We start from the raw sequence: 18067 nt of genomic DNA on the forward strand, positions 1-18067 counted from the left end.
ACCATCAGACAATGCCCGGCAGCATCCTCTGCCGGGCATTTTTGCGGACATACCATCCCTGTCATCCAGCCGTGCTGCCTCATACCCGCCGGGGAAAACCGTGCCCGCGGGCCCGCAGGATCAGCAACAGGGACAAGACGATCAGGACAAGCAGAACCGGCGGAAAGCTGGTCACGCCGAATGCATCGAGCATCAGCCCGCCAGCCAGCCCGCCACCGGCAATCGCCATGTTCCACACCGTCACCAGCATCGACTGCGCAATATCGGCCACCGGGCCCGCGGCACGGGCGCCTGCCGTCTGAAACAGGGTCGCGCAGCCGCCGAACGCCAGCCCCCAGAAGGCGCACGCCACATAGACCACGCCCGGTACCGCACCGCCAAGCCAGAGCATTACCGCGGCAAGGGCGAAAAGCCCCGTACTGAAAAGGGTCAGCGCCCGCAGGTGACGATCGATCAATACACCGACGATCCAGATACTGAACAGCGAGGCGATGCCGAAGACGAGAAGCACCGTATCGGTGCGTGCGGTCATGCCAGCCTGACCCAGGAACGGAGCGATATAGGTGTAGAGGATGTTGTGGGCGAGCACGAAGGTCAGCACCACCAGAAGCACGGAGCCAATGCCGGGCCGTTTCAGAACGGAAACCGGGTTGCTGCGTTTTCCCGCAGGCTGGCCCGGAAAATCCGGCACCTTTGCAAGAACCAAAAAGACAAGCAGCACGGTCAGCCCGCTCATCAGCGCAAAACAGCTGCGCCAGCCGATCTGCGCGCCGAGGAAGGTTCCCGCGGGCACGCCGAGTGAAAGCGCCAGCGGCGTGCCTGCCATGGCCACGGCAATTGCGCGGCCCTTCAGATGTTCGGGCGCCATGCGCGCGGCATAACCGGCCGCCAGCGCCCACAGCAGGCCCGCCGCCACGCCAGCCACAAACCTTGCGACAAGTGTCAGCGTATAGCTGCCGGACATGGCTGTCAGGGTGTTGGCGAACAGAAAACCGAAAATCGCCGCCAACAGAAGCGGACGGCGACGCAGCCCCTGGGTCAGAAATGTCAGCGGAATGGCCGCGAGAAGCGAGCCCAGTGCATATGCCGTGACCAACTGACCGGCGGCGGCTTCCGAAACGCCCAGACCGCCACCGATGGCGGGCAGAAGACCGGCGGGCAACGCCTCCGTCAAAATGGTGATGAATGCCGCCATGGAAAGCGCCAGCAGCCCCGCCCATGGCAGGCTTTCACCGGTTGCGCCGGCATGTCCCGAAACCGATCTGTCGCTTACAGCCATTGCAGACCTCCCGTGGCGGACAGGCAGGGAAATGAACCGGCGACGGAAAGCGGCAGGGCGTCCGCCGGATCGGCGGAAGGGGCATGCGAAACCATGGGAAAACCTCATTCGATTGATGAATGACGGCAAGCCTGACATGGACCAAATTGCAGAAAAACAGGCTTTAATTCCGAACACTTCGGACTATGATGTCCACTATTATGGCAATCCCGATGGACAATCTCGGCGCATTGAATGTCTTCGTTCAGGCCGCGGAAACCCGCAGCTTCACCCATGCCGGGCGACAGCTGGGCGTGTCGCCGTCGGCCGTTGGAAAAGCGGTTGCCCGGCTGGAGGCGCGCCTTGGCGTCAGGCTGTTCCACCGCTCCACGCGCGCGATCACGCTGACGCCCGAAGGGCAGCTTTTCCTCGAACGCTGCCGCCGGATCTTCTGCGAGGTGGAAGCCGCCGAAATGGAACTGGCCGAGACCCGCGACCGGCCGGGCGGGGTGCTGCGTGTCAGCCTGCCGCTCGTCGCGATGCTGATGATGCCGACCATCTCCGCATTCATGGCAGCGTGGCCGGACATCGAGCTGGAACTCGATTTCACAGACCGGCTCGTCGATGTCATCGAAGAAGGCTATGACGTGGTCATCCGCAGCGGCGAGCCGGACGATTCACGCCTGATGGCCCGCAAGCTTGGAACGTTCGGCTACAGGCTTGTTGCCGCGCCCGCCTATCTCGCGGCACATGGCATCCCTGAAACTCCGGACGACCTGCGCCACCACAAATGCCTGCGTCATCGCTATCCCAGCACCGGCAAGCTGGAAGAATGGCAATTTACCCGCACAGCTGGCACCGGCGTCAGCGGTTTGCCGCAAACAGTCGTTGCCAGTGCCATCGAGCCGCTTCTTTATCTGGCGCTGCAGGGGCGCGGTATTGCCTGCCTGTCGGATTTTGCCGTGCGCAGCCATTGTGATGACGGCACGCTTGTCAGCATTCTGGAGGCGGATGTTCAAAATACCGGCTCTCTTCGGATTCTCTGGCCGTCGAGCCGCTACCGCTCGCCGAAACTGCGGGTTTTCGTCGATTTCATGGTGGAAAACCTTTTCGCCCGGGCGCAAAGCTGACGCCGATGGATATCAGCTCTCCGTTTCCGCGCCTGCAACCTTGACCAGCCAGCGTCTGATAACGGTCTGTTCGTCGTCGGTCATGCCGGCAAGCAGTTCGGTTTCCAGCACATAGGCCTTGTCCTTGGCGGCAGCGAGAACCGCACGCCCCTTGCCGGTCAGGTCAATATGCTGTTTGCGGCCGTGGCGGGCATTTGGGCGCCTGCTGACCAGCCCCGCCTTTTCGAGGTTTGCGACGATTGTGCTCATCGTCTGCGGCGTCAGCAACGCCAGCCGCGCCAGATCAGCACTGGAATGTTCAGGATAGGCGGCAAGCATGGTCAGGGCGGCAAACTGCGGCTGGGTCAGCTGCAGATCATGCAAAACCGCCTCGACGCGATAACGATAGGCACCGGCCGCCTGCCGCAGGAGATATCCCAGATATCCATCCGCGCCACGCTTTCCCTCGCCCGCACGGGGCAGGGCCGCGGAATATGAATCATCCTTGCTCATTATAAGAACCCTGATATTAATGTCAGAGTTCTGATATAAAGATTTTGCGAAAGGTTGCCAAGATGTCCGCCGATAGCCCTGCCACCATTCCGAGCCTCACCTATGCCCGTTTCGAAGCGATTGCCCCAGACGGGCTGGGCGCGCTGCTGGCCATGGGCAAGGCCGTCGACGCGGCCGGGCTTGAAAAAACACTGACAGAACTGGTGAAACTGCGGGTCTCCCAGATCAACGGATGCGCATTCTGCATTGCGCTCCATCTGAAGGTCGCGCGGCGGGCCGGTGTCGAAAACGTCAGGCTGGATATGCTGACGGCATGGCGCGATACAGACCTTTACACGGCGCGCGAACGTGCGGCGCTGCAATGGGCCGAACATGTTACCCGGTTTCCGACGGCGCCTGTCGCTGCGGCGGCTCAGGCGGAGATTGCCGCAAACTTTACTGAACAGGAAATCACCCACCTGACGGTCGCGATTGCCAATATCAACGCATGGAACCGCATTGCCGGTGCGCTGCATTTCCCGCCAATGCCGGAGGGATAGGCCCGGACGGCCGCACGTTTTCCTTATGCAAAGAGGGCAGGCGAGAAACCAGCGGCACCCCGTGATGGCGCCCGTGCCTTCACGCCGTCGTTTATCTTGCGGTCCCGGAGGCGATATGGATATCATATCAGCATGGAAACAAGCATGAGCACACGGCTGCAACGAAACGACGGGCGTGATACATGAGTAAAACGCATGGACAGGCCCAGCTGGCACGGCTCAGACCTTTCGAAGCGGCAGCACGCTATGAAAGCTTTACCCGCGCGGCCGAAGAACTGGGCCTGACCCAGACTGCGGTCAGCCGCCAGATCAGCCAGCTTGAGGCGGAACTGGGCGTCAGCCTGTTCGAACGGCGCAACCGCGCGGTTTTCCTCACCGAAGAAGGACGGCGGCTCGGCGCTGTCGTTGCCGAGGCGCTGGCGTCAATCGATGCGGAAATTGCCGCAATCACCGGAACCGGCGCGCCGGGAACCGTCATTCTGCGCTGCCAGCTTTGCGAGGCGTTTTACTGGCTGATGCCGCGCCTTTCGCGGTTTCATGCCCGCAATCCCGACATCCAGCTTCAGCTGGTCAGCGCGCTGGAGCCGCTGACGCAGGCACGGGAACCCTTCGACGTTGCCCTGCAGACCACCGGCCGTGCCGCCGGTTCGGCACGGCTTCTGTTCACCGCGACCGACGAAATCTTTCCGGTGTGTGCGCCCTCGCTTCTGGCGAATGACCCCGGACCTCTGCCGCCGGATAAAATCCGCGAATTCCCGCTGCTGTCGCACCGCGTTCTGCCGCAGGACTGGTTCGACTGGCCCGACTGGTTTGCCGCCAGCGGCATGTCCCGGCCGCAGGACCTGCGCGTGATCGCCTTTGACAGCTACCCGCTCGTGCTTCAGGCCGCCATTGCCGGTCAGGGGATCGCGCTTGGCTGGAAGCGCACCGTGGAAGGGCTGATTGACGAGGGAAAGCTGCGCCCCGCCTGCACGGAAACGATCAGGCGCCCCGGCGAGATTTCGGTTTTCCGCGGCCCCCGCCGCACGCCCAGCGCTGCAGTCGACCGGCTCATAGCGTGGCTGAAGACCGAACTGGAATGACGGCAGGGCCGGGCTCACCGCATCGGCAGGAACAACCGCCTGAAAGCGTATCGTCAGGCCAGAAGCCCGGCGGTAATCCGGTCCGCGTCCGCGGCGTCTTCGGCAAGCAAAGCGGGAAAGCCCAGCATGGCCTGTAGTCCGGCGATCTGCTTGTCCTGAACGGCGCGGTCGGTCGCCGCATCCCTGACGGTAACGAAGCCCAGGCAGAAGGCCGCCATGCGGGACCGGTTTTCCTTCAGCCACAGGATCCAGCGTTTCTGGTCGTCATGCGCCTGTTTTGTTTCGGCGCTCCGGCCGCGCACGGAAAGCGCAAATCGCTTTCCATCCGCCAGAAGGGTCTCGAAATCGGCAATCATCGCGTCGATGCCGCTGGCCGCAAGCCTACCGACATCAAGACGCACAAGCGGAAAGCCGGAGCCGTCAAGCACGGATAAATTATCTGTTGTCATGAATATGCTCGTTTTCTGTTTTGCGAGGTCAGTCCTTCGGCCCGGTGTCCGCAGGCGGCGCAATCAGGCCGATGAAATAGTCCAGAAGCTGATCATCATCGGGAACCGTGTCGCCGGTGACCCCGATCGCACTTTCGATTTCGATATCACTGTGCAGGAAATACTGGATAAGGCCGCCGACCGTCGTCATCGCCAGCCCCGCCGGGATATCGTCGCGCACCAGCCCGGCTTCCTGGGCCTGTCTGAACGTGGGAACGAAATGGCTGTTCAGGAATTGCGAGCGGGACTTGCGCTCCTCCACCGGCGCCCCCAGAACACGCCAGAGCTGAAAGCGAAGCGCGCGGGGGTGCTCCTTCCAGTATTGCTGATAGCTTGCCATCGTATGCCGCAGCGCCCTGGCCGGATCATCGGCTGCGTCATCGGGAACGGCCGAGACGGCTTTTGCCAGATCATCCGAGGTTCGTTCTCCGACAAGGTTCCAGAGGCTTTCTTTGTCCTTGAAATGATGATGGATGAGGCCGGGTGAAACCCCGGCTTCCTCGGCAATCGCCCGCATGGTCGCCCCCGAAAACCCGACCTCGGAAAAAACCGAAAGCGCGGCCTCAAGGATACGATCACGGGCATCGATGGTTGTGTGCACGGGGCTGAGTTCCGGCATCGGCGCGGGTTCCTGATATTGATTTTTGAACAAACGTATAGCTGGCTGAACAAATAATCAACGCCTCGCAATAACTTGAGTAAAAATTTCATATTATATGTTGACTAAACAATCAGTCAGCACATTAATAGCGCCCGGTCAGCGGCGCGCATCCCTGTTCGCCGGACGCTGATTTCCAGCGGGGATATCCGCCAAACCTGCCTTATCGCCGACTGAAACACTGATTGCCCTGCGCAAACCAACCACAGGACCACACCATGACAGCTTCGCGTAAAACCGTTGGTACCATCGCCGTCTATCTCGGCACCTGCATGGCCACGATCGCCATCAGTATCGTGACCGTCGCCCTGCCGGCGATCCAGAAGGATTTCGATGCGGATATCACCGCGCTGCAGTGGATTGTCGGCAGTTACGCCCTCTGCCTTTCGGCCTTCATGCTGTCGGCCGGGCCTCTGGGCGACCGGTACGGGCGGCGGCGGGTGTGGCTTTCCGGCGTCGCGATCTTTGCTCTCGGCTCGGCACTGGCCGCCGGCGCCGTCACATTGCCGATGCTGATTGCAGGCTGCGCGGTTCAGGGGATTGCCGGCGCGCTGGTCATTCCAGGTGCGCTTTCCATCCTCACGCAGACATATCGCGATGCCGCTCAGCGCAGCCGCGTCATTGGCGGCTGGGCGTCGGTCAGCGCGATTTCGCTGATCCTCGGCCCGTTTGTCGGCGGCATTCTGGTCGATCTTTTCGGCTGGTTCAGCGTGTTCCTCATCAATCTCCCCCTTGGCCTCGTGACATTGATCCTCGGCCGTATCGGCATCGAGGAAAGCGCGGACCCGGACCACGCGGCCTTCGACCCGGCCGGACAATTGCTTAGCGTCATCGCACTGGGCGCACTGACACTCGCCCTGACCGAAGCCGGGCGCAGCGGCTGGGATACGATGCTGGCGCTTTCAGCCTTTGTCGTCGCCGGGCTGTCCTTCCTTGCATTCCTGGCCGTGGAGACGAGGGTTGCGCGGCCGGTTCTGCCGGTCGATCTTTTCCGCGACCGTCGTTTTGCCGCGGTCAATATCGCCTCCTTCGTGCTGGGCTTCATGGGCTACAGCAGCCTGTTCTTCTTTTCGCTTTTCCTTCAGGATGCCCAGCAACTGTCCGCCACGCAGGCCGGATTGCGCATGGCGCCGGTGTTCCTGTCGATGGCTGTTCTTGCCTCCCGCTTCGGCAGGCTTTCGCATCGCTTCGGTCAGTTCGGCCCGATGGTCGCGGGTTACGCGCTGATGGGCGTTGCCATGCTCGGCATGACCGGCTTTGCCCCTGATACGTCCTACGCACTGCTGTTTGCGTTGTTTCTGCTTTTGGGCGTTGGCATGGGGCTTTCAGTGCCCGCCACCAGTGCCGCGGTCATGACCATGACGCCGCGCACGCGCACCGGCGCAGCCTCGGCCACGCTGAATACGATGCGGCAAAGCGGCATGGCCATCGGCATCGCGCTTTTGGGCTCGCTGATGGCCGGCGCCAGTGCCCGTGCCCTGACCCTCGGCCAAAGCGCGGCCGAAGCCACAGCGGAAGGGTTTGGTGTGGCCGTGTTCTGGGGCGGGATATCGGCCGTGGCGGTATCGCTGTTCCTGATCGCGGCCATGAGACCATCTGCAAGGGCGCAGCGAGAGCAGGCATAGTCTCCCGTGAGGACAGAGTGCGTTCCGGTCAGACCGGCGGCCCGTCCGGCAGCGCGGTTGCCTGATGGGCGATGTTGATCCATTGCCCGTCACGCAGCGCATAGACACGCATATGCCGTGCATGCTTGACCGGCTGCACACCGCCCGGCGTTTCGATCACATTGTGGTAGCGTCCGGTCACCACAGCTGCAGACCCCAGCACATTGACGGCGTTTTCGTCGATCACGAACGCAATGAAACGGTATTCACCATTGGTGAAACCAGCGAGAAAATCTGTTTTTGAGCGCAACTGTCCGCTACTTTCGACATGCACATAGTCAGCTCCGGTAATCCGCGCCAGCGTCTTGACATCGCCATCCAGCATAGCCTGAAGACGCACGGCCTCGACGGCGAGAACGTCGTTTTCCGCCTGCTTTGTTTCGCGCCCCATCATGCTGCCTCCACCGTGTCCGCAAAAGCTTCCGCCAAGCGGCATTGTGCATCCTGAAAGAAGACCGGCATGGCAAAAGGCGCAATGCCGGTCGGAGATTTGTCTGAAGGGAAGGGATCAGTCCTTCTTGCCCTTCAGCCATTCCGGCTCGCCGCGCAGGCTGCGCAGGTCGGGATAACCGGTGACTTCCCAGCCGCCATCGACGACCAGGCTCGTACCCGAAATATAGCTGGCATCGTCGCCCGCAAGGAAAAGAGCTGCGTTCGCAACCTCGCGCGGGCTTCCGGCCCGGGCCATCGGAATGCGGTCCATATAGGCCTTGTGCACGGTTTCGTTTTCGAAAAGCCCGCCGGTGCGCGGGGTCTGCACTAGCCCCGGCAGAATGGCATTGACGCGCACGCCGAGGGGGGTGAACTCGAGTGCGGCGTTCTTGGTCAGCATTTCCACGCCGGCCTTGGCCGAACTGTAGGCGCTGCCGGCATGAAGCGGCAGGTGCGAGGTGAGGGAGGCGACGTTGACGATGGCTCCACCGCCGCGTTTGACCATATGCCGGCCTTCATGCTTGAGACACAGGAAGACATTGGTCAGGCCGATATTGACGCTCGCCTGCCAGTCCTCGAGATCGAGGTCCAGCAAATACCCCACCCGCGCGCCGCCGGCGACGTTGAGGGCGATATCGATGCGGCCGAATTTGTCCACGGCGCGTTTCGTCATCGCCTCGACATCGGCCTCGCGGGTGACGTCGACGGTGACGGTTTCCACATCGGGAAACGCCTGCTTGAGCCCGGCAAGGGCTTCCTCGTTGATATCCGCGCCGATGATGCGCGCGCCGTCCGCAGCGAGACGTTCGACGATATCACGCCCGATGCCCGAAGCGGCGGCGGTAACGATGGCCACCTTGTCCTTGAAATTTGCCGACATGTTTCATGTCCTCCACATATGCGGTCTCTTGACCGGTTTGTTGTTTTTTGGATGCAAGCGGCGCAACGCCGCGTGCTTTTGCGTTTTCAGGCCCGTATTGGGCCACCTCAATAATGGCAGGCGCACGACCGCGCCGCCGGATGCGGGCGGGTGGCCGTCTTCGGCATTTCGTTCTGTGCCTGCCAGAACAGGTGATCGATGGTGTCTTCGGCCTGATGGCGGACATCGTCGAGATCGGCAAGCAGCTTGCCACCGCGCTTGACCGGCTTGCCCTGCACCAGAACCGTGTCGATATCGCCGATGGAGGCGTGGAAGACGACCGAAGCGACCGGGTTCAGCACCGGCACCATGTTGGGCGAGGTCGTGTCGATGAACAGAAGGTCGGCGACTTTGCCGGGTTCGATGGTGCCCAGCCGCTTTTCCTGTCCGAGAGCGCGTGCGCCCTGGAAGGTGGCAAACTCGAAAATATCGTCCAGCGTGATCTTGAACCCTTCGGGCCGTTCCTCAAAACCGCTCATGGAGATCGTGCGTTCGACACCGAAGGCGGTGCGCATCTGCGAGAAGAAATCCTCCGAAGCCGCATTGGCCGAGTCGATGCTGAGGCTGGGGCGGATGCCGGCGGCCATCAAACGCCCGGTGGGCGGCGGCGACATGAAGTGCGAATCCACATGCGGCGCGACGGAGGCCGAACCGCCGGTTTCGGCGATCAGCTTCAGTTCGTGATCGCTGGCGCCGGTCAGGTGAACCCAGGTCACGTCAGGCCCCATCATGCCGGCCTCGTGCATCATTTCCAGCGTGGCGCAGGGCTGGAAATTCCGGTCGGCGGAAACGATATGGATCGAAATCCGCATGCCCAGTTCGCGGGCGATTTCGAACTCCCTCTTGCAGGCGTCGAGCGAGATCAGCTGCGGCGGCTCGAGGCCGAGGAAACAGGACGACAGCAGTGCATCATCGTCAGGCAGAAGCTTGCGGGTGCGCTCCGCGCCGGCAAAGGGCCGGGCCTGATCATAGTAGCGGTCGACATCGAAAAGCCGATCCGAGCCGTAACCGTGGCCGAACACCGTGCGCCCGCCGATATCGCGATGCGCCTGAATGGCGGCGTCCTCATGCTCCGGCGAGGCGATGTTGTGGGCCCAGTCGAGCATGGTGGTCACGCCCGCGTCGAGTGCGGCCAGCCGGGCAAGCCGTGTGATCGCGTAATGGTCCTGCGGGCGGAAACGCGGCGAATAAACGCCGTAGAGATTGGCAAACACGTCGGCCAGATGGGAGTCGTAGGACAGCCCCTTGAACGCCGACAGCCAGAGATGGCGGTGGGTGTCGATAAAACCCGGCGAGACGATATAGGACGAAGCATCGATGATCTCTGCGTCGGTGTCGGCGATATCGAGTTCCGGCCCCATGTCGACGATATGACCGTCGCGCAGCAGAAGATCGCCCCGGAAGGTTCCCTTGTCAGAGCCGCTGATGATGATCGCCTGTTTCACGAGGGTTGCGCGCGCGGAGTCGAACTGTGCTTGGGCCAGATCGAGGGCGTTTTTTCCGGATTGTGTCATGTCTTTCTCCTCCTGCTTCCCTTTCGCGCCGCCACCCTCCCCGAACAGGGCCCGACCGCTTTGAAGACCGGCCTTTGCCAATAACGGGCGGTTTGAAAATGACGTGGTCACAGGCTTGTTGATTTGCGGAATGTCATTTTCCAAGGGAATGATTTGAAAACCTCGGAGAAAATTAAGTCAAGAAAATTCTTTGAAAATTGCGACGGCTCATCGCCGCGCATGGGCGAGCCGCATGGCGACGAGAATACTGGCGGGGAGGGGAGCAGGACTACATATATTATTGTTATAATGCATATAGTTAGGAAGATCCACGCTGCGCTGAAAGCAGCGCAAGGACATCGCCAGCATTGCGGGCAGCAGCGCTTTTTTAGGGCCTCGCCCGGGCGGCGGACATTCTGACGGCCACGCTTCGGATCGGTTCAGGTCGAAGCCGCCGCGTCCTTGAGCACCGTACGCAGATGGTTTTCCATGAGTTGCAGAAATTGCCGGGTTGCCGCGGAGCGAAATGGCGTCGGCGGGAAAACCGCAAAGATGCCGCCGCGCCTCAGCGTGTAATCGGGCAGCAGGCGGATCAGGCTGCCGTCACGCAATGCGTCCTTGACCAGCAGATCGGGCATGATCGCAAAGCCTCCGCCCGCCTTGACGCAGGCATTGACCCCCATCGTCACATCGACCCGGATCGTGGACAGAAGGGCGACATCTTGCGCCGGCCTGCTTTCGTGCCGGAACGTCCACCGGTCCCCGCCGCCGAGCGCGCGGTTGGTGATAAAAGGGAGCGCGAGCAGATCGTTCGGCTCCGCGGGGGCTTCGCGGCCATCCATCAGCTCCGGTGACGCAACGAGGAACTGCTCGAAATCGGCGAGCTTGCGGGCGATATTCGTCGAGTCCCTGAGCCAGCCGACACGGAAGGCGAGATCGAACCGGTTTTCAACCGGGTCCAGCCTGCTGTCGGTGAAATTCAGATCCACGGCGACCTGTGGGTACCGTCTGCTGAAAACGGCTGCGGTTTCGGCGACGAAAGCAATCCCGAAATCCAGCGGCGCGGTCACCCGCAACTCGCCGGCCGGAACCTCGTTTCCCTGCTGTGCGCCCCGGTAGGCTTCCTCGATCTGGATCAGGGCGGCGCGGGCGGATTCATAAAAGGCCGCCCCCCGCTCGGTCAGTTTCAGATGCCGCGAATTGCGGATTACCAAAGCTGTTCCAAGCTCGGCCTCGAGAAGCTGCAGCTGTTTGCTGACCACCGCCTTGGTGATGTTCAGCCGCTCGGCGGCAGCGGTGATCGTGCCGGCTTCCGCAACAGCCGTGAAATATTGAAGCCGCGTGAAATTCCGCATGATCGTATCCTTTTAACTGACACACAGTCAAAATATACGCTCTTTAGCAAACATTCGACACCGCATATCTTGATGTCATTCAGGAAACCCCGGAGGCCTCGACATGCCGCATTTCACTTATATCTATGACACTTACTGTGGCTGGTGCTATGGTGCCGAGCCCGTGATCACCGCGCTGATCGACAGCGGCGCCGCGGTCGAGGTCTTCCACCGCCATCTGTTTCAGGGCGCAAACGCCCACAGGATGGGCGACGGGTTTGGCCGGATGGCGATGCAGTATGATCGCCGCATCGCGACCCTTTCCGGACAGGAATTCAGCGATACTTATGTATCCAATATCCTGTCGGCGCCGGACGAGGTGCTGGAATCCGGCCTGACGGCCCGGGCCGCCGCGCTTATTCATGATCGGGGCGCAAAGGCGGAGATGGCGCTGGCCGCCCGCCTGCAGCGGGAACGCTTCGTCAACGGGCGTTCGGCCGCTGACAAGGCCGCCGTCACAGCGGCACTGGCCGAGGCAGGCGTGACCGCCGATCTGGCCGACGCTGCGGAGAAAGCCCGCGCCCTGAGCGAGCAGGCCGGTGCGCTTCTGGCGCGCTACGGCCTCTCCGGCGTGCCCGCACTGCTTCGCCACGACGGCGACAACACGCAGATCGTGAATATCGGCGATTTCTATCAAACGCCTGAACGTATTGCAGCGATCGCTGCCTGAGAAAGGAAACGACAATGAAACTTCTCGTCATCGGCGCCACCGGCATGATCGGCTCGCGCATTGTGGATGAAGCCCTGTCCCGCGGCCATGAAGTGGTGGCCGCAACCCGCAACCCCGACAAGATCCAGCCCCGTGCAGGTCTGACCGCCGAGCGGCTCGATGTGACAGACGTCAAACGGCTGGGCGAACTTGCCGCCGGCGTCGATACCGTGATCTCGGCAACCAGCCCGCGCAGCAGCGGCAACCCGGAAGCAGAGGCCGTGTCCTACGCCTCGGCGCTGATCGAAGCGCTTGGCAAGACCCGGCTGGTGATGGTCGGCGGCGCCGGCTCGCTGAACCTGCCCGACGGCACCCCCGTCGCCGATGTCGTTCCGGATGTCTATGCGGCGGAGGCCCGCGCCATGCGCACCGCGTATGAACGCATCAAGGCCTCGGATCTCGACTATACGGTTCAGGCGCCTGCGGGCGAAATTGCGCCCGGCGAAAGGACCGGACAATTCCGCCTTCAAACCGACATTCTGCTGACCGATGCTGACGGCAACAGCCGGATCAGCGCCGAGGACTTCGCCGTGGCCTTGCTCAACGAGGTTGAACAGCCGCAGTTTCGCCGGCAGCTGTTCACGGCAGCCTACTGAACCCGAAACACTTGCCCGGAAGGAGGGGACGATCATGCTGACCCGCAGGGAAACGTTGAAATACGCAGTGACGGCGGCAGCCGTCGTGACAGCCGGCCGCAGCGCTTTTGCGGCCGCGCAACAGCTTGACTGGCAGTTTTTTCAGGCCGGAGAAGAGGGCTTTCGCCGCACACCGGTGCTGCTCAGCGGCGAGACCGAGGCGATCCTGATCGATGGCGGCTTCACGCTTTCCGATGGCCGCGCTCTGGCGGAAGCCATCAAGGCCACGGGTAAAAAACTGACAACGATCTATGTCAGCTGCAGCGACCCCGATTACTATTTCGGCCTCGGCCCCGTCGTTGAGGCATTCCCGGAAGCCAACGTGATCGCCAAGACCGTGACCGTCGAAGCGATCAACGGCAATGTCGAGAACAAGCTGGCGACATGGGGGCCGATGCTCAAGGACAACGGCCCGCAGAAGCTGGCCGATGTGGTCATTCCCACGCCGTCGGACGTCTCGTCGCTCGCGCTTGAAGGGCAGGACATCGACATCATCGAGATTTCGTCGATGCACGACCGCCGCTATCTCTGGGTGCCGTCGCTCAAAGCCGTGTTTGGCGGCGTTCTGGTGTCGTCCGGCATCCATGTCTGGGTGGCCGACACGCCGACGCCCGAAGAGCGCGCGGCCTGGGTCGACGCCCTCAACGAGATCATCGCGCGCCAGCCGAAAATCGTCGTTCCCGGCCACAAGACGGAAGATGCGCCTAGCGGCGTCGAAGCCGTGACCTTTACCCGTGATTATCTTCTGGCCTTCGACGAGGAACTGAAAAAGGCGGATGACAGCGCCGCCCTGACCGCCGCGATGGCGGTGCGCTATCCGGATCTTGAGGGTGTCAGTTCGCTCGAACTCGGCGCAAAGGTCGCCATGGGCGAAATGAAATGGGGCTGATCCGAAAACAGCGCCGGAACCGCCGCGGAAAAGCCCGATCGCATCCGGTCAGGTCTATCCGCGACAGCGCAGGCGCCGGTTTTCCGGCTTCAGAAGTGCAAAATTGTTGTCCTCGCGGCCATCGATCATGTCCGCGAGGATACTCCCCGTTGTCGGGCCGAGCGTAAAACCCTGATGCCCGTGGCCGAAGTTGAACCACAGTCCCTCGTGCTGCGGCGCGGAGCCGACAAGCGGCAGCATGTCCGGCAGGCAGGGGCGATGGCCGAACCATGTGCTGTTTTCAATCGGCGCGCCGATATCGACCAGCTCACGCGCGCCGGCAACGCCGCGTTCAAGCTGGACGAGATTGGCCGGCGCGACCGGGCCGGTGAGTTCGGCGCCGGTGGTGATGCGCAAGCCCTGCCGCATGTTGGAAAGCACCACGCCGTTGGCGGCATCCATCAGCGGCCGGTTGAGCGGCTCGGTCATTTCGAAATGGCCGTGATAGCCGCGTTTGCGGACCATCGGGATGCGATATCCGAGCGGTTTCAGGTATTCGGGAGACCACGGCCCCAGTGCAACGACCAGATGTTCGGCGGTCAGGTACTCACCGGCATTTTCGATGCGCCAGCTGCCGTTTTCCCGCATCGGCGTCGTGACATCGGCCTTGACGATGCGCCCGCCGCGGGCCTCAAACAGCGCGGCATAGGCCTGCGTCAGCGCCCCCGGATCGCTGACGGTCCAGGGGCTTGTCCAGAAAACCGCGCCGGCAATGTCGGTTTTCAGCGCCGGTTCTTCGGTTTTCAGTGCCTTCGTGTCCAGCAAGGTTGAGGCAACGCCGTAGATTTTCTTCAGCCTGTCCGCGTCGGCGGCGGCTGCGTCGAATGTTTCGGGCGTGCGGTAGAACTGATAGAAGCCGGAACGCCGGACGAGGTCGTCCGCACCCGCTGCCGCGATCAAAGGCGCATGATCATGCGTCGAGCGTGCCGTCAGTTTCGCATAGGTCTGCGATATCCGCGCGTGGCGTCCCGGCGCGGAGGCGAGGAAATAAGGCCACAGCGCCGGCGTGGATCGCAGCAGGCCGGGGATGTTATAGATAATGTCGTTCGTCCGCCCGATGGCATAGCGGAAAAGTGTCGCCGCGGCGTAGGGTATGGCATAGGGCTCCGCCGCCTCGCTCTGGATAATGCCCGCATTGCCATAGCTCGTCTCGAGGCCCGGTCCGCGGCGGTCAACGACCGTGACGCTATGGCCTCTTTCCTGCAGGGCGAGCGCCGACGAAATGCCGACCATGCCGGCGCCCAGAACCAGAATTTCACGCATGACCGTATGGCTCCCGATCCCGTCTATTCAAAACTGAGAAAACCGTCGGTTTCGGCAATCGGCGGCGCGGCCTTCAGGGCTTCGAAGTCCGGCGGGCGCGGGGCGAAACCGGACAGGCCGGCGATAACGGCCTCAAACTCCGCTGCCACGGCCAGAACCCCGAGATCGTCATGACGGCGGCCGACGATCTGCAGGCCGAACGGCATGTTGTTGGCATCAAAACCGCAGGGAATGGTGATCGAGGGATGCCCGGCGATGGTCGAGGCATAGGCCATCGCCAGCCAGTGATAATAGCTCGTGGTGGCAACGCCGTCGATTTCGGTCGGATAGAGTTCGCGCCAGGGACGCGGGCTGATGGTCACGGCGGGCGATATGATGAAGTCGTGATCATCGAAAAACGACTGCCAGTTGCGGTAGTAGCCGCTCTGGGCGATCAGCGCCGCAGCAGCGTCTTCGGCGGAATAGCCGCGACCTTCGGCAACATTGTCGGTGACATTCGGGCCGACAAGGTGCGGCTGCTCATCGACAAGCATGGCATGGCGTCCCAGGAAATTAAGAGCGCGCAGAACCGAGAAAATCCGGTCCGCGCCGTCACAGTCGGGCGTTGCCTCCTCAAGCCGGCCGATGAACGGCGAGAGCGCCTTGACCGCCTTCAGGAAATGCGCGCGGACGGTTTTCTCCACCGGGGCGAAACCATAGTCTTCCGTAAACGCGATCCGCAGCGAAGACAGGTCGCGGCGTGGCAGATTGGCGAAAGCGGCCGGATCCCACTGGGTCTTGCCATCGATGACGGCGGTGAAAGGATCGTTGCGGTCGGCGCGCGCCATCACCGACAGCATCAGCGCGGCATCGGCAACGTTGCGCGCCATCGGCCCGGAGGTCGACAGAGGCATCAGCGCGATGGGGCGCGTGTCGCCCGGCACCACGCCGGGGCTCGGGCGAAAGCCGACAACGCCGCAATAGGCCGCCGGGTTGCGCAGGCTGCCGCCGGTATCCGAGCCCGTGGCAAGCGGCGCATAGCGGCAAGCAAGCGCCACGGCGGAACCGCCGGACGACCCCGCCGCCGTGCGCGTGAGGTCATACGGGTTGGGCGTGACGCCATAGACGCGGTTGCGGGTATTGCCGCCCGCGCTCCATTCGGGATTGTTGGTCTTGCCAAGCGGGATGGCGCCGGCGCGGCGCATGGCGGCCACGATGGCATCGTCCTTCGTGGCGATATTGTCGCGGAAGATTTCCGAGCCAAAGGTCGTCGGCAGGCCCTTGACGTCGATCATGTCCTTCACGCCGAAGGGCAGGCCGTGCACCGGGCCGAGCGCCGCGCCGGTCATGACGGCGTCTTCCGCCTGTTTTGCGTCCTCCAGAAGGGTGTCGAAATCGCTGGCCACGACGGCGTTGACCGCATGGTCGAGCGCCTCGACGCGGGCGATGCAGCTTTCCGCCAGTTCGATCGGCGACAGCGCCTTTCTGGCAATCAGCTGCCGGGCCTCCACCGCACCAAGATCGGCCGGTTGCGTCGCGGATTCAACGGTCATACATGTTCACTCCAACTGGCTTTCGGGCCTGTCCGCCGCTGGCCCCGTCATATCACGCCGGCAGCGTTCCGGCGTCGGCGATATCGGAAAACAGGCCTGTCATGACGGCGAGCGCCTGACGGGCGAGCGGCTTGAGAATATGTTCATTGGGCGCGTGCTGGCTGCAACCCGCATAGCTGTGCGGTATCCAGATCGTCGGCAGGGCCAGCACCTCGGCAAAGCAGTCGTTCGGCAGCGATCCGCCCAGATTGGGCAGGATATGCGGCGCTTCTCCGGTGGTTGTCTCAAGCGAGGCCGCCGCGAATTTCACCCATGGATGGTCTGGATCAAGCCGGGTGGCGGGGAAGGAACCGCCACCGGCGGGCACAACCTCGACGCCCGAAAAACCGTGCCGGTCCAGATGACGGCGCAAGGCGGGCACAATGTCTTCGCTGTCGGTTCCGACAACGTAACGAAGCTGGCAGGTGGCGCGGGCGTGACCGGAAATGGCGTTGACCGGCGCTTCCGGCACGCCGGATTTCATCGCCAGAACCGCAAAGCTGTTCCAGCCGAAAACCCGTTCGGCCTGCGTCAGGCTTTCCTCGCCCCAGTCGGGATCGAGCGCAAAACCGGCCTCGACCGGCGGCAGTTCGGCCAGCACGTCGCGAATGCGCGGCGTCAGGCTGTCGGGTCGCCATTCCGGCACCTTGATCTGGCCGCGCGCGTCGGTGATCGTGGCAAGCGCATGGGCGAGAATGATCGCCGGATCGGCCAGAAGTCCGCCGAAATTGCCCGAATGATTGGCCCCCTCGCGCAGGTCGACGCGAAGATCGAAGGTCACGCCGCCGCGCGACCCAGTGAAAATCGTCGGAACGTCCGCCGAAAGGCGCGGACCGTCGGATGCGATCAGAACGTCGGCGGCCAGACGTTCGCGATGGGTTTCGCAAAATGCCTTCAGCCCCGGCGAACCGTTTTCCTCGCCCATTTCCAGAAGCACCTTGGCATTGAAACCGAGCTTGCCGCGGGTTTCGATCAGGCTGGCCATCGCCTTCAGATTGATCAGGTGCTGGCTCTTGTTGTCCGCCGTTCCGCGTCCGTAAAGCCGGTCGCCCTCTTCCGTGATTTCGAAAGGCGAAAGCCCTTCGCGCCATTGGTCTGTCTGGGCGCGGACCACGTCGCCGTGGCCATAGGTCAGCACGGTCGGCAGGCTCACATCCTCGATGCGCTGCGCAACCATGATGGGCCCGGCGCCGGCAACCGGGTTTTCGAAGATTTCCACCTCAAAACCCATGCCTTCAAGCATCGGCATCATCGCTTCGGCGAGGTAGATGTCGAGATGCGGACGTCCGCGCGGGTCCTGACTTTCGGTCGGATAGGCGACCAGATTTTCGAGATCGGCGCGAAACCCGCCCTCGTCGAAATAACGGGCGCTCAGCGCCAGTGCCTTGCTACGGCTGTTCATCAACAGGCTC

Annotated in this window: 17 protein-coding genes and 1 pseudogene; 7 read left to right on the forward strand and 11 right to left on the reverse strand. The window is 62.5% G+C overall.

Features of this window, described 5'->3' with window-relative positions:
• Positions 1 to 79: 79 nt before the first annotated feature.
• Positions 80 to 1279, reverse strand: a complete 1200-nt coding sequence (locus ABID12_RS13530; protein WP_354434649.1) for an MFS transporter — start codon at positions 1277 to 1279, stop codon at positions 80 to 82.
• 212 nt (positions 1280 to 1491) lie between these two features.
• On the opposite strand from ABID12_RS13530, the gene ABID12_RS13535 reads away from it, so the two are divergent.
• On the forward strand, positions 1492 to 2388 hold the full coding sequence (locus ABID12_RS13535) for a LysR family transcriptional regulator (RefSeq protein ID WP_354434721.1): 897 nt from the start codon (positions 1492 to 1494) through the stop codon (positions 2386 to 2388).
• A 12-nt stretch (positions 2389 to 2400) separates the two neighbouring features.
• On the opposite strand, the gene ABID12_RS13540 is transcribed toward ABID12_RS13535, so the two are convergent.
• Positions 2401 to 2880 carry a MarR family winged helix-turn-helix transcriptional regulator gene (locus ABID12_RS13540; RefSeq protein WP_354434650.1) on the reverse strand — a complete coding sequence of 160 codons (480 nt, stop codon included), beginning with the start codon at positions 2878 to 2880 and terminating at the stop codon, positions 2401 to 2403.
• Between the two features lie 152 nt (positions 2881 to 3032).
• Between ABID12_RS13540 and ABID12_RS20865 the strand changes: the two are divergent.
• Positions 3033 to 3191 (forward strand): annotated as a pseudogene (locus ABID12_RS20865) (carboxymuconolactone decarboxylase family protein); the annotation flags it as partial.
• A gap of 410 nt (positions 3192 to 3601) precedes the next feature.
• A complete protein-coding gene (locus ABID12_RS13550) occupies positions 3602 to 4501 on the forward strand; it encodes a LysR substrate-binding domain-containing protein (RefSeq protein WP_354434652.1) in 900 nt (299 codons plus the stop codon).
• Between the two features lie 53 nt (positions 4502 to 4554).
• Here ABID12_RS13550 and ABID12_RS13555 read toward each other — a convergent pair whose 3' ends face one another.
• Together ABID12_RS13555 and ABID12_RS13560 are read right to left on the reverse strand one after the other, a co-directional pair.
• A complete protein-coding gene (locus ABID12_RS13555) occupies positions 4555 to 4950 on the reverse strand; it encodes a hypothetical protein (RefSeq protein ID WP_354434653.1) in 396 nt (131 codons plus the stop codon).
• A 28-nt stretch (positions 4951 to 4978) separates the two neighbouring features.
• Positions 4979 to 5608 (reverse strand): TetR/AcrR family transcriptional regulator, encoded by a 630-nt coding sequence (locus ABID12_RS13560; protein WP_354434654.1) that lies wholly within the window; start codon positions 5606 to 5608, stop codon positions 4979 to 4981.
• A gap of 257 nt (positions 5609 to 5865) precedes the next feature.
• Here ABID12_RS13560 and ABID12_RS13565 point away from each other — a divergent pair, with 257 nt between their 5' ends.
• Entirely contained in the window at positions 5866 to 7272 is a 1407-nt protein-coding gene (locus tag ABID12_RS13565; protein ID WP_354434655.1) for an MFS transporter, read from the forward strand.
• A gap of 28 nt (positions 7273 to 7300) precedes the next feature.
• Here the strand turns inward: ABID12_RS13565 and ABID12_RS13570 are convergent, their stop codons facing one another.
• The 4 genes from ABID12_RS13570 to ABID12_RS13585 form a co-directional block, all read right to left on the reverse strand.
• Entirely contained in the window at positions 7301 to 7702 is a 402-nt protein-coding gene (locus tag ABID12_RS13570) for a nuclear transport factor 2 family protein (protein WP_354434656.1), read from the reverse strand.
• Between the two features lie 117 nt (positions 7703 to 7819).
• The gene (locus ABID12_RS13575) at positions 7820 to 8623 is read right to left on the reverse strand and encodes an SDR family NAD(P)-dependent oxidoreductase (RefSeq protein ID WP_354434657.1); all 804 of its coding nucleotides are present in this window, start codon (positions 8621 to 8623) and stop codon (positions 7820 to 7822) included.
• A gap of 107 nt (positions 8624 to 8730) precedes the next feature.
• Positions 8731 to 10176: an amidohydrolase family protein gene (locus tag ABID12_RS13580; RefSeq protein WP_354434658.1), complete on the reverse strand. Its 1446-nt coding sequence runs from the start codon at positions 10174 to 10176 to the stop codon at positions 8731 to 8733.
• Between the two features lie 419 nt (positions 10177 to 10595).
• Positions 10596 to 11510 carry a LysR family transcriptional regulator gene (locus ABID12_RS13585; RefSeq protein ID WP_354434659.1) on the reverse strand — a complete coding sequence of 305 codons (915 nt, stop codon included), beginning with the start codon at positions 11508 to 11510 and terminating at the stop codon, positions 10596 to 10598.
• A gap of 103 nt (positions 11511 to 11613) precedes the next feature.
• Between ABID12_RS13585 and ABID12_RS13590 the strand changes: the two genes are divergently transcribed.
• The 3 genes from ABID12_RS13590 to ABID12_RS13600 are packed head-to-tail and all read left to right on the forward strand — an operon-like array spanning position 11614 to position 13782.
• Entirely contained in the window at positions 11614 to 12219 is a 606-nt protein-coding gene (locus ABID12_RS13590) for a DsbA family protein (RefSeq protein ID WP_354434660.1), read from the forward strand.
• Positions 12220 to 12233: 14 nt separating this feature from the next.
• The gene (locus ABID12_RS13595) at positions 12234 to 12854 is read left to right on the forward strand and encodes an NAD(P)-dependent oxidoreductase (protein ID WP_354434661.1); all 621 of its coding nucleotides are present in this window, start codon (positions 12234 to 12236) and stop codon (positions 12852 to 12854) included.
• A 34-nt stretch (positions 12855 to 12888) separates the two neighbouring features.
• Positions 12889 to 13782, forward strand: coding sequence for an MBL fold metallo-hydrolase (locus tag ABID12_RS13600; RefSeq protein ID WP_354434662.1), 894 nt, complete (start codon positions 12889 to 12891; stop codon positions 13780 to 13782).
• Between the two features lie 54 nt (positions 13783 to 13836).
• On the opposite strand, the gene ABID12_RS13605 is transcribed toward ABID12_RS13600, so the two are convergent.
• The 3 genes from ABID12_RS13605 to ABID12_RS13615 are packed head-to-tail and all read right to left on the reverse strand — an operon-like array spanning position 13837 to position 18057.
• Positions 13837 to 15084: an NAD(P)/FAD-dependent oxidoreductase gene (locus ABID12_RS13605; RefSeq protein WP_354434663.1), complete on the reverse strand. Its 1248-nt coding sequence runs from the start codon at positions 15082 to 15084 to the stop codon at positions 13837 to 13839.
• 23 nt (positions 15085 to 15107) lie between these two features.
• Entirely contained in the window at positions 15108 to 16616 is a 1509-nt protein-coding gene (locus ABID12_RS13610) for an amidase (protein WP_354434664.1), read from the reverse strand.
• 52 nt (positions 16617 to 16668) lie between these two features.
• Positions 16669 to 18057, reverse strand: a complete 1389-nt coding sequence (locus tag ABID12_RS13615) for a M20 family metallopeptidase (protein WP_354434665.1) — start codon at positions 18055 to 18057, stop codon at positions 16669 to 16671.
• Positions 18058 to 18067 lie beyond the last annotated feature (10 nt).

Origin of the sequence: Martelella mangrovi, from assembly GCF_040545495.1 — a bacterium.
Classification (GTDB): Bacteria; Pseudomonadota; Alphaproteobacteria; order Rhizobiales; family Rhizobiaceae; genus Martelella; species Martelella mangrovi.

What these genes read in the sequence shown, in the direction of transcription:
- ABID12_RS13550 (WP_354434652.1), top strand. Translation starts at nt 3,602, where the DNA reads ATGAGTAAAACGCATGGACAGGCCCAGCTGGCACGGCTCAGACCTTTC.
- ABID12_RS13560 (WP_354434654.1), bottom strand. Translation starts at nt 5,608, where the DNA reads ATGCCGGAACTCAGCCCCGTGCACACAACCATCGATGCCCGTGATCGT.
- ABID12_RS13535 (WP_354434721.1), top strand. Translation starts at nt 1,492, where the DNA reads ATGGACAATCTCGGCGCATTGAATGTCTTCGTTCAGGCCGCGGAAACC.
- ABID12_RS13600 (WP_354434662.1), top strand. Translation starts at nt 12,889, where the DNA reads ATGCTGACCCGCAGGGAAACGTTGAAATACGCAGTGACGGCGGCAGCC.
- ABID12_RS13555 (WP_354434653.1), bottom strand. Translation starts at nt 4,950, where the DNA reads ATGACAACAGATAATTTATCCGTGCTTGACGGCTCCGGCTTTCCGCTT.
- ABID12_RS13605 (WP_354434663.1), bottom strand. Translation starts at nt 15,084, where the DNA reads ATGCGTGAAATTCTGGTTCTGGGCGCCGGCATGGTCGGCATTTCGTCG.
- ABID12_RS13590 (WP_354434660.1), top strand. Translation starts at nt 11,614, where the DNA reads ATGCCGCATTTCACTTATATCTATGACACTTACTGTGGCTGGTGCTAT.
- ABID12_RS13540 (WP_354434650.1), bottom strand. Translation starts at nt 2,880, where the DNA reads ATGAGCAAGGATGATTCATATTCCGCGGCCCTGCCCCGTGCGGGCGAG.
- ABID12_RS13530 (WP_354434649.1), bottom strand. Translation starts at nt 1,279, where the DNA reads ATGGCTGTAAGCGACAGATCGGTTTCGGGACATGCCGGCGCAACCGGT.
- ABID12_RS13615 (WP_354434665.1), bottom strand. Translation starts at nt 18,057, where the DNA reads ATGAACAGCCGTAGCAAGGCACTGGCGCTGAGCGCCCGTTATTTCGAC.
- ABID12_RS13575 (WP_354434657.1), bottom strand. Translation starts at nt 8,623, where the DNA reads ATGTCGGCAAATTTCAAGGACAAGGTGGCCATCGTTACCGCCGCCGCT.
- ABID12_RS13580 (WP_354434658.1), bottom strand. Translation starts at nt 10,176, where the DNA reads ATGACACAATCCGGAAAAAACGCCCTCGATCTGGCCCAAGCACAGTTC.
- ABID12_RS13570 (WP_354434656.1), bottom strand. Translation starts at nt 7,702, where the DNA reads ATGGGGCGCGAAACAAAGCAGGCGGAAAACGACGTTCTCGCCGTCGAG.
- ABID12_RS13595 (WP_354434661.1), top strand. Translation starts at nt 12,234, where the DNA reads ATGAAACTTCTCGTCATCGGCGCCACCGGCATGATCGGCTCGCGCATT.
- ABID12_RS13610 (WP_354434664.1), bottom strand. Translation starts at nt 16,616, where the DNA reads ATGACCGTTGAATCCGCGACGCAACCGGCCGATCTTGGTGCGGTGGAG.
- ABID12_RS13585 (WP_354434659.1), bottom strand. Translation starts at nt 11,510, where the DNA reads ATGCGGAATTTCACGCGGCTTCAATATTTCACGGCTGTTGCGGAAGCC.
- ABID12_RS13565 (WP_354434655.1), top strand. Translation starts at nt 5,866, where the DNA reads ATGACAGCTTCGCGTAAAACCGTTGGTACCATCGCCGTCTATCTCGGC.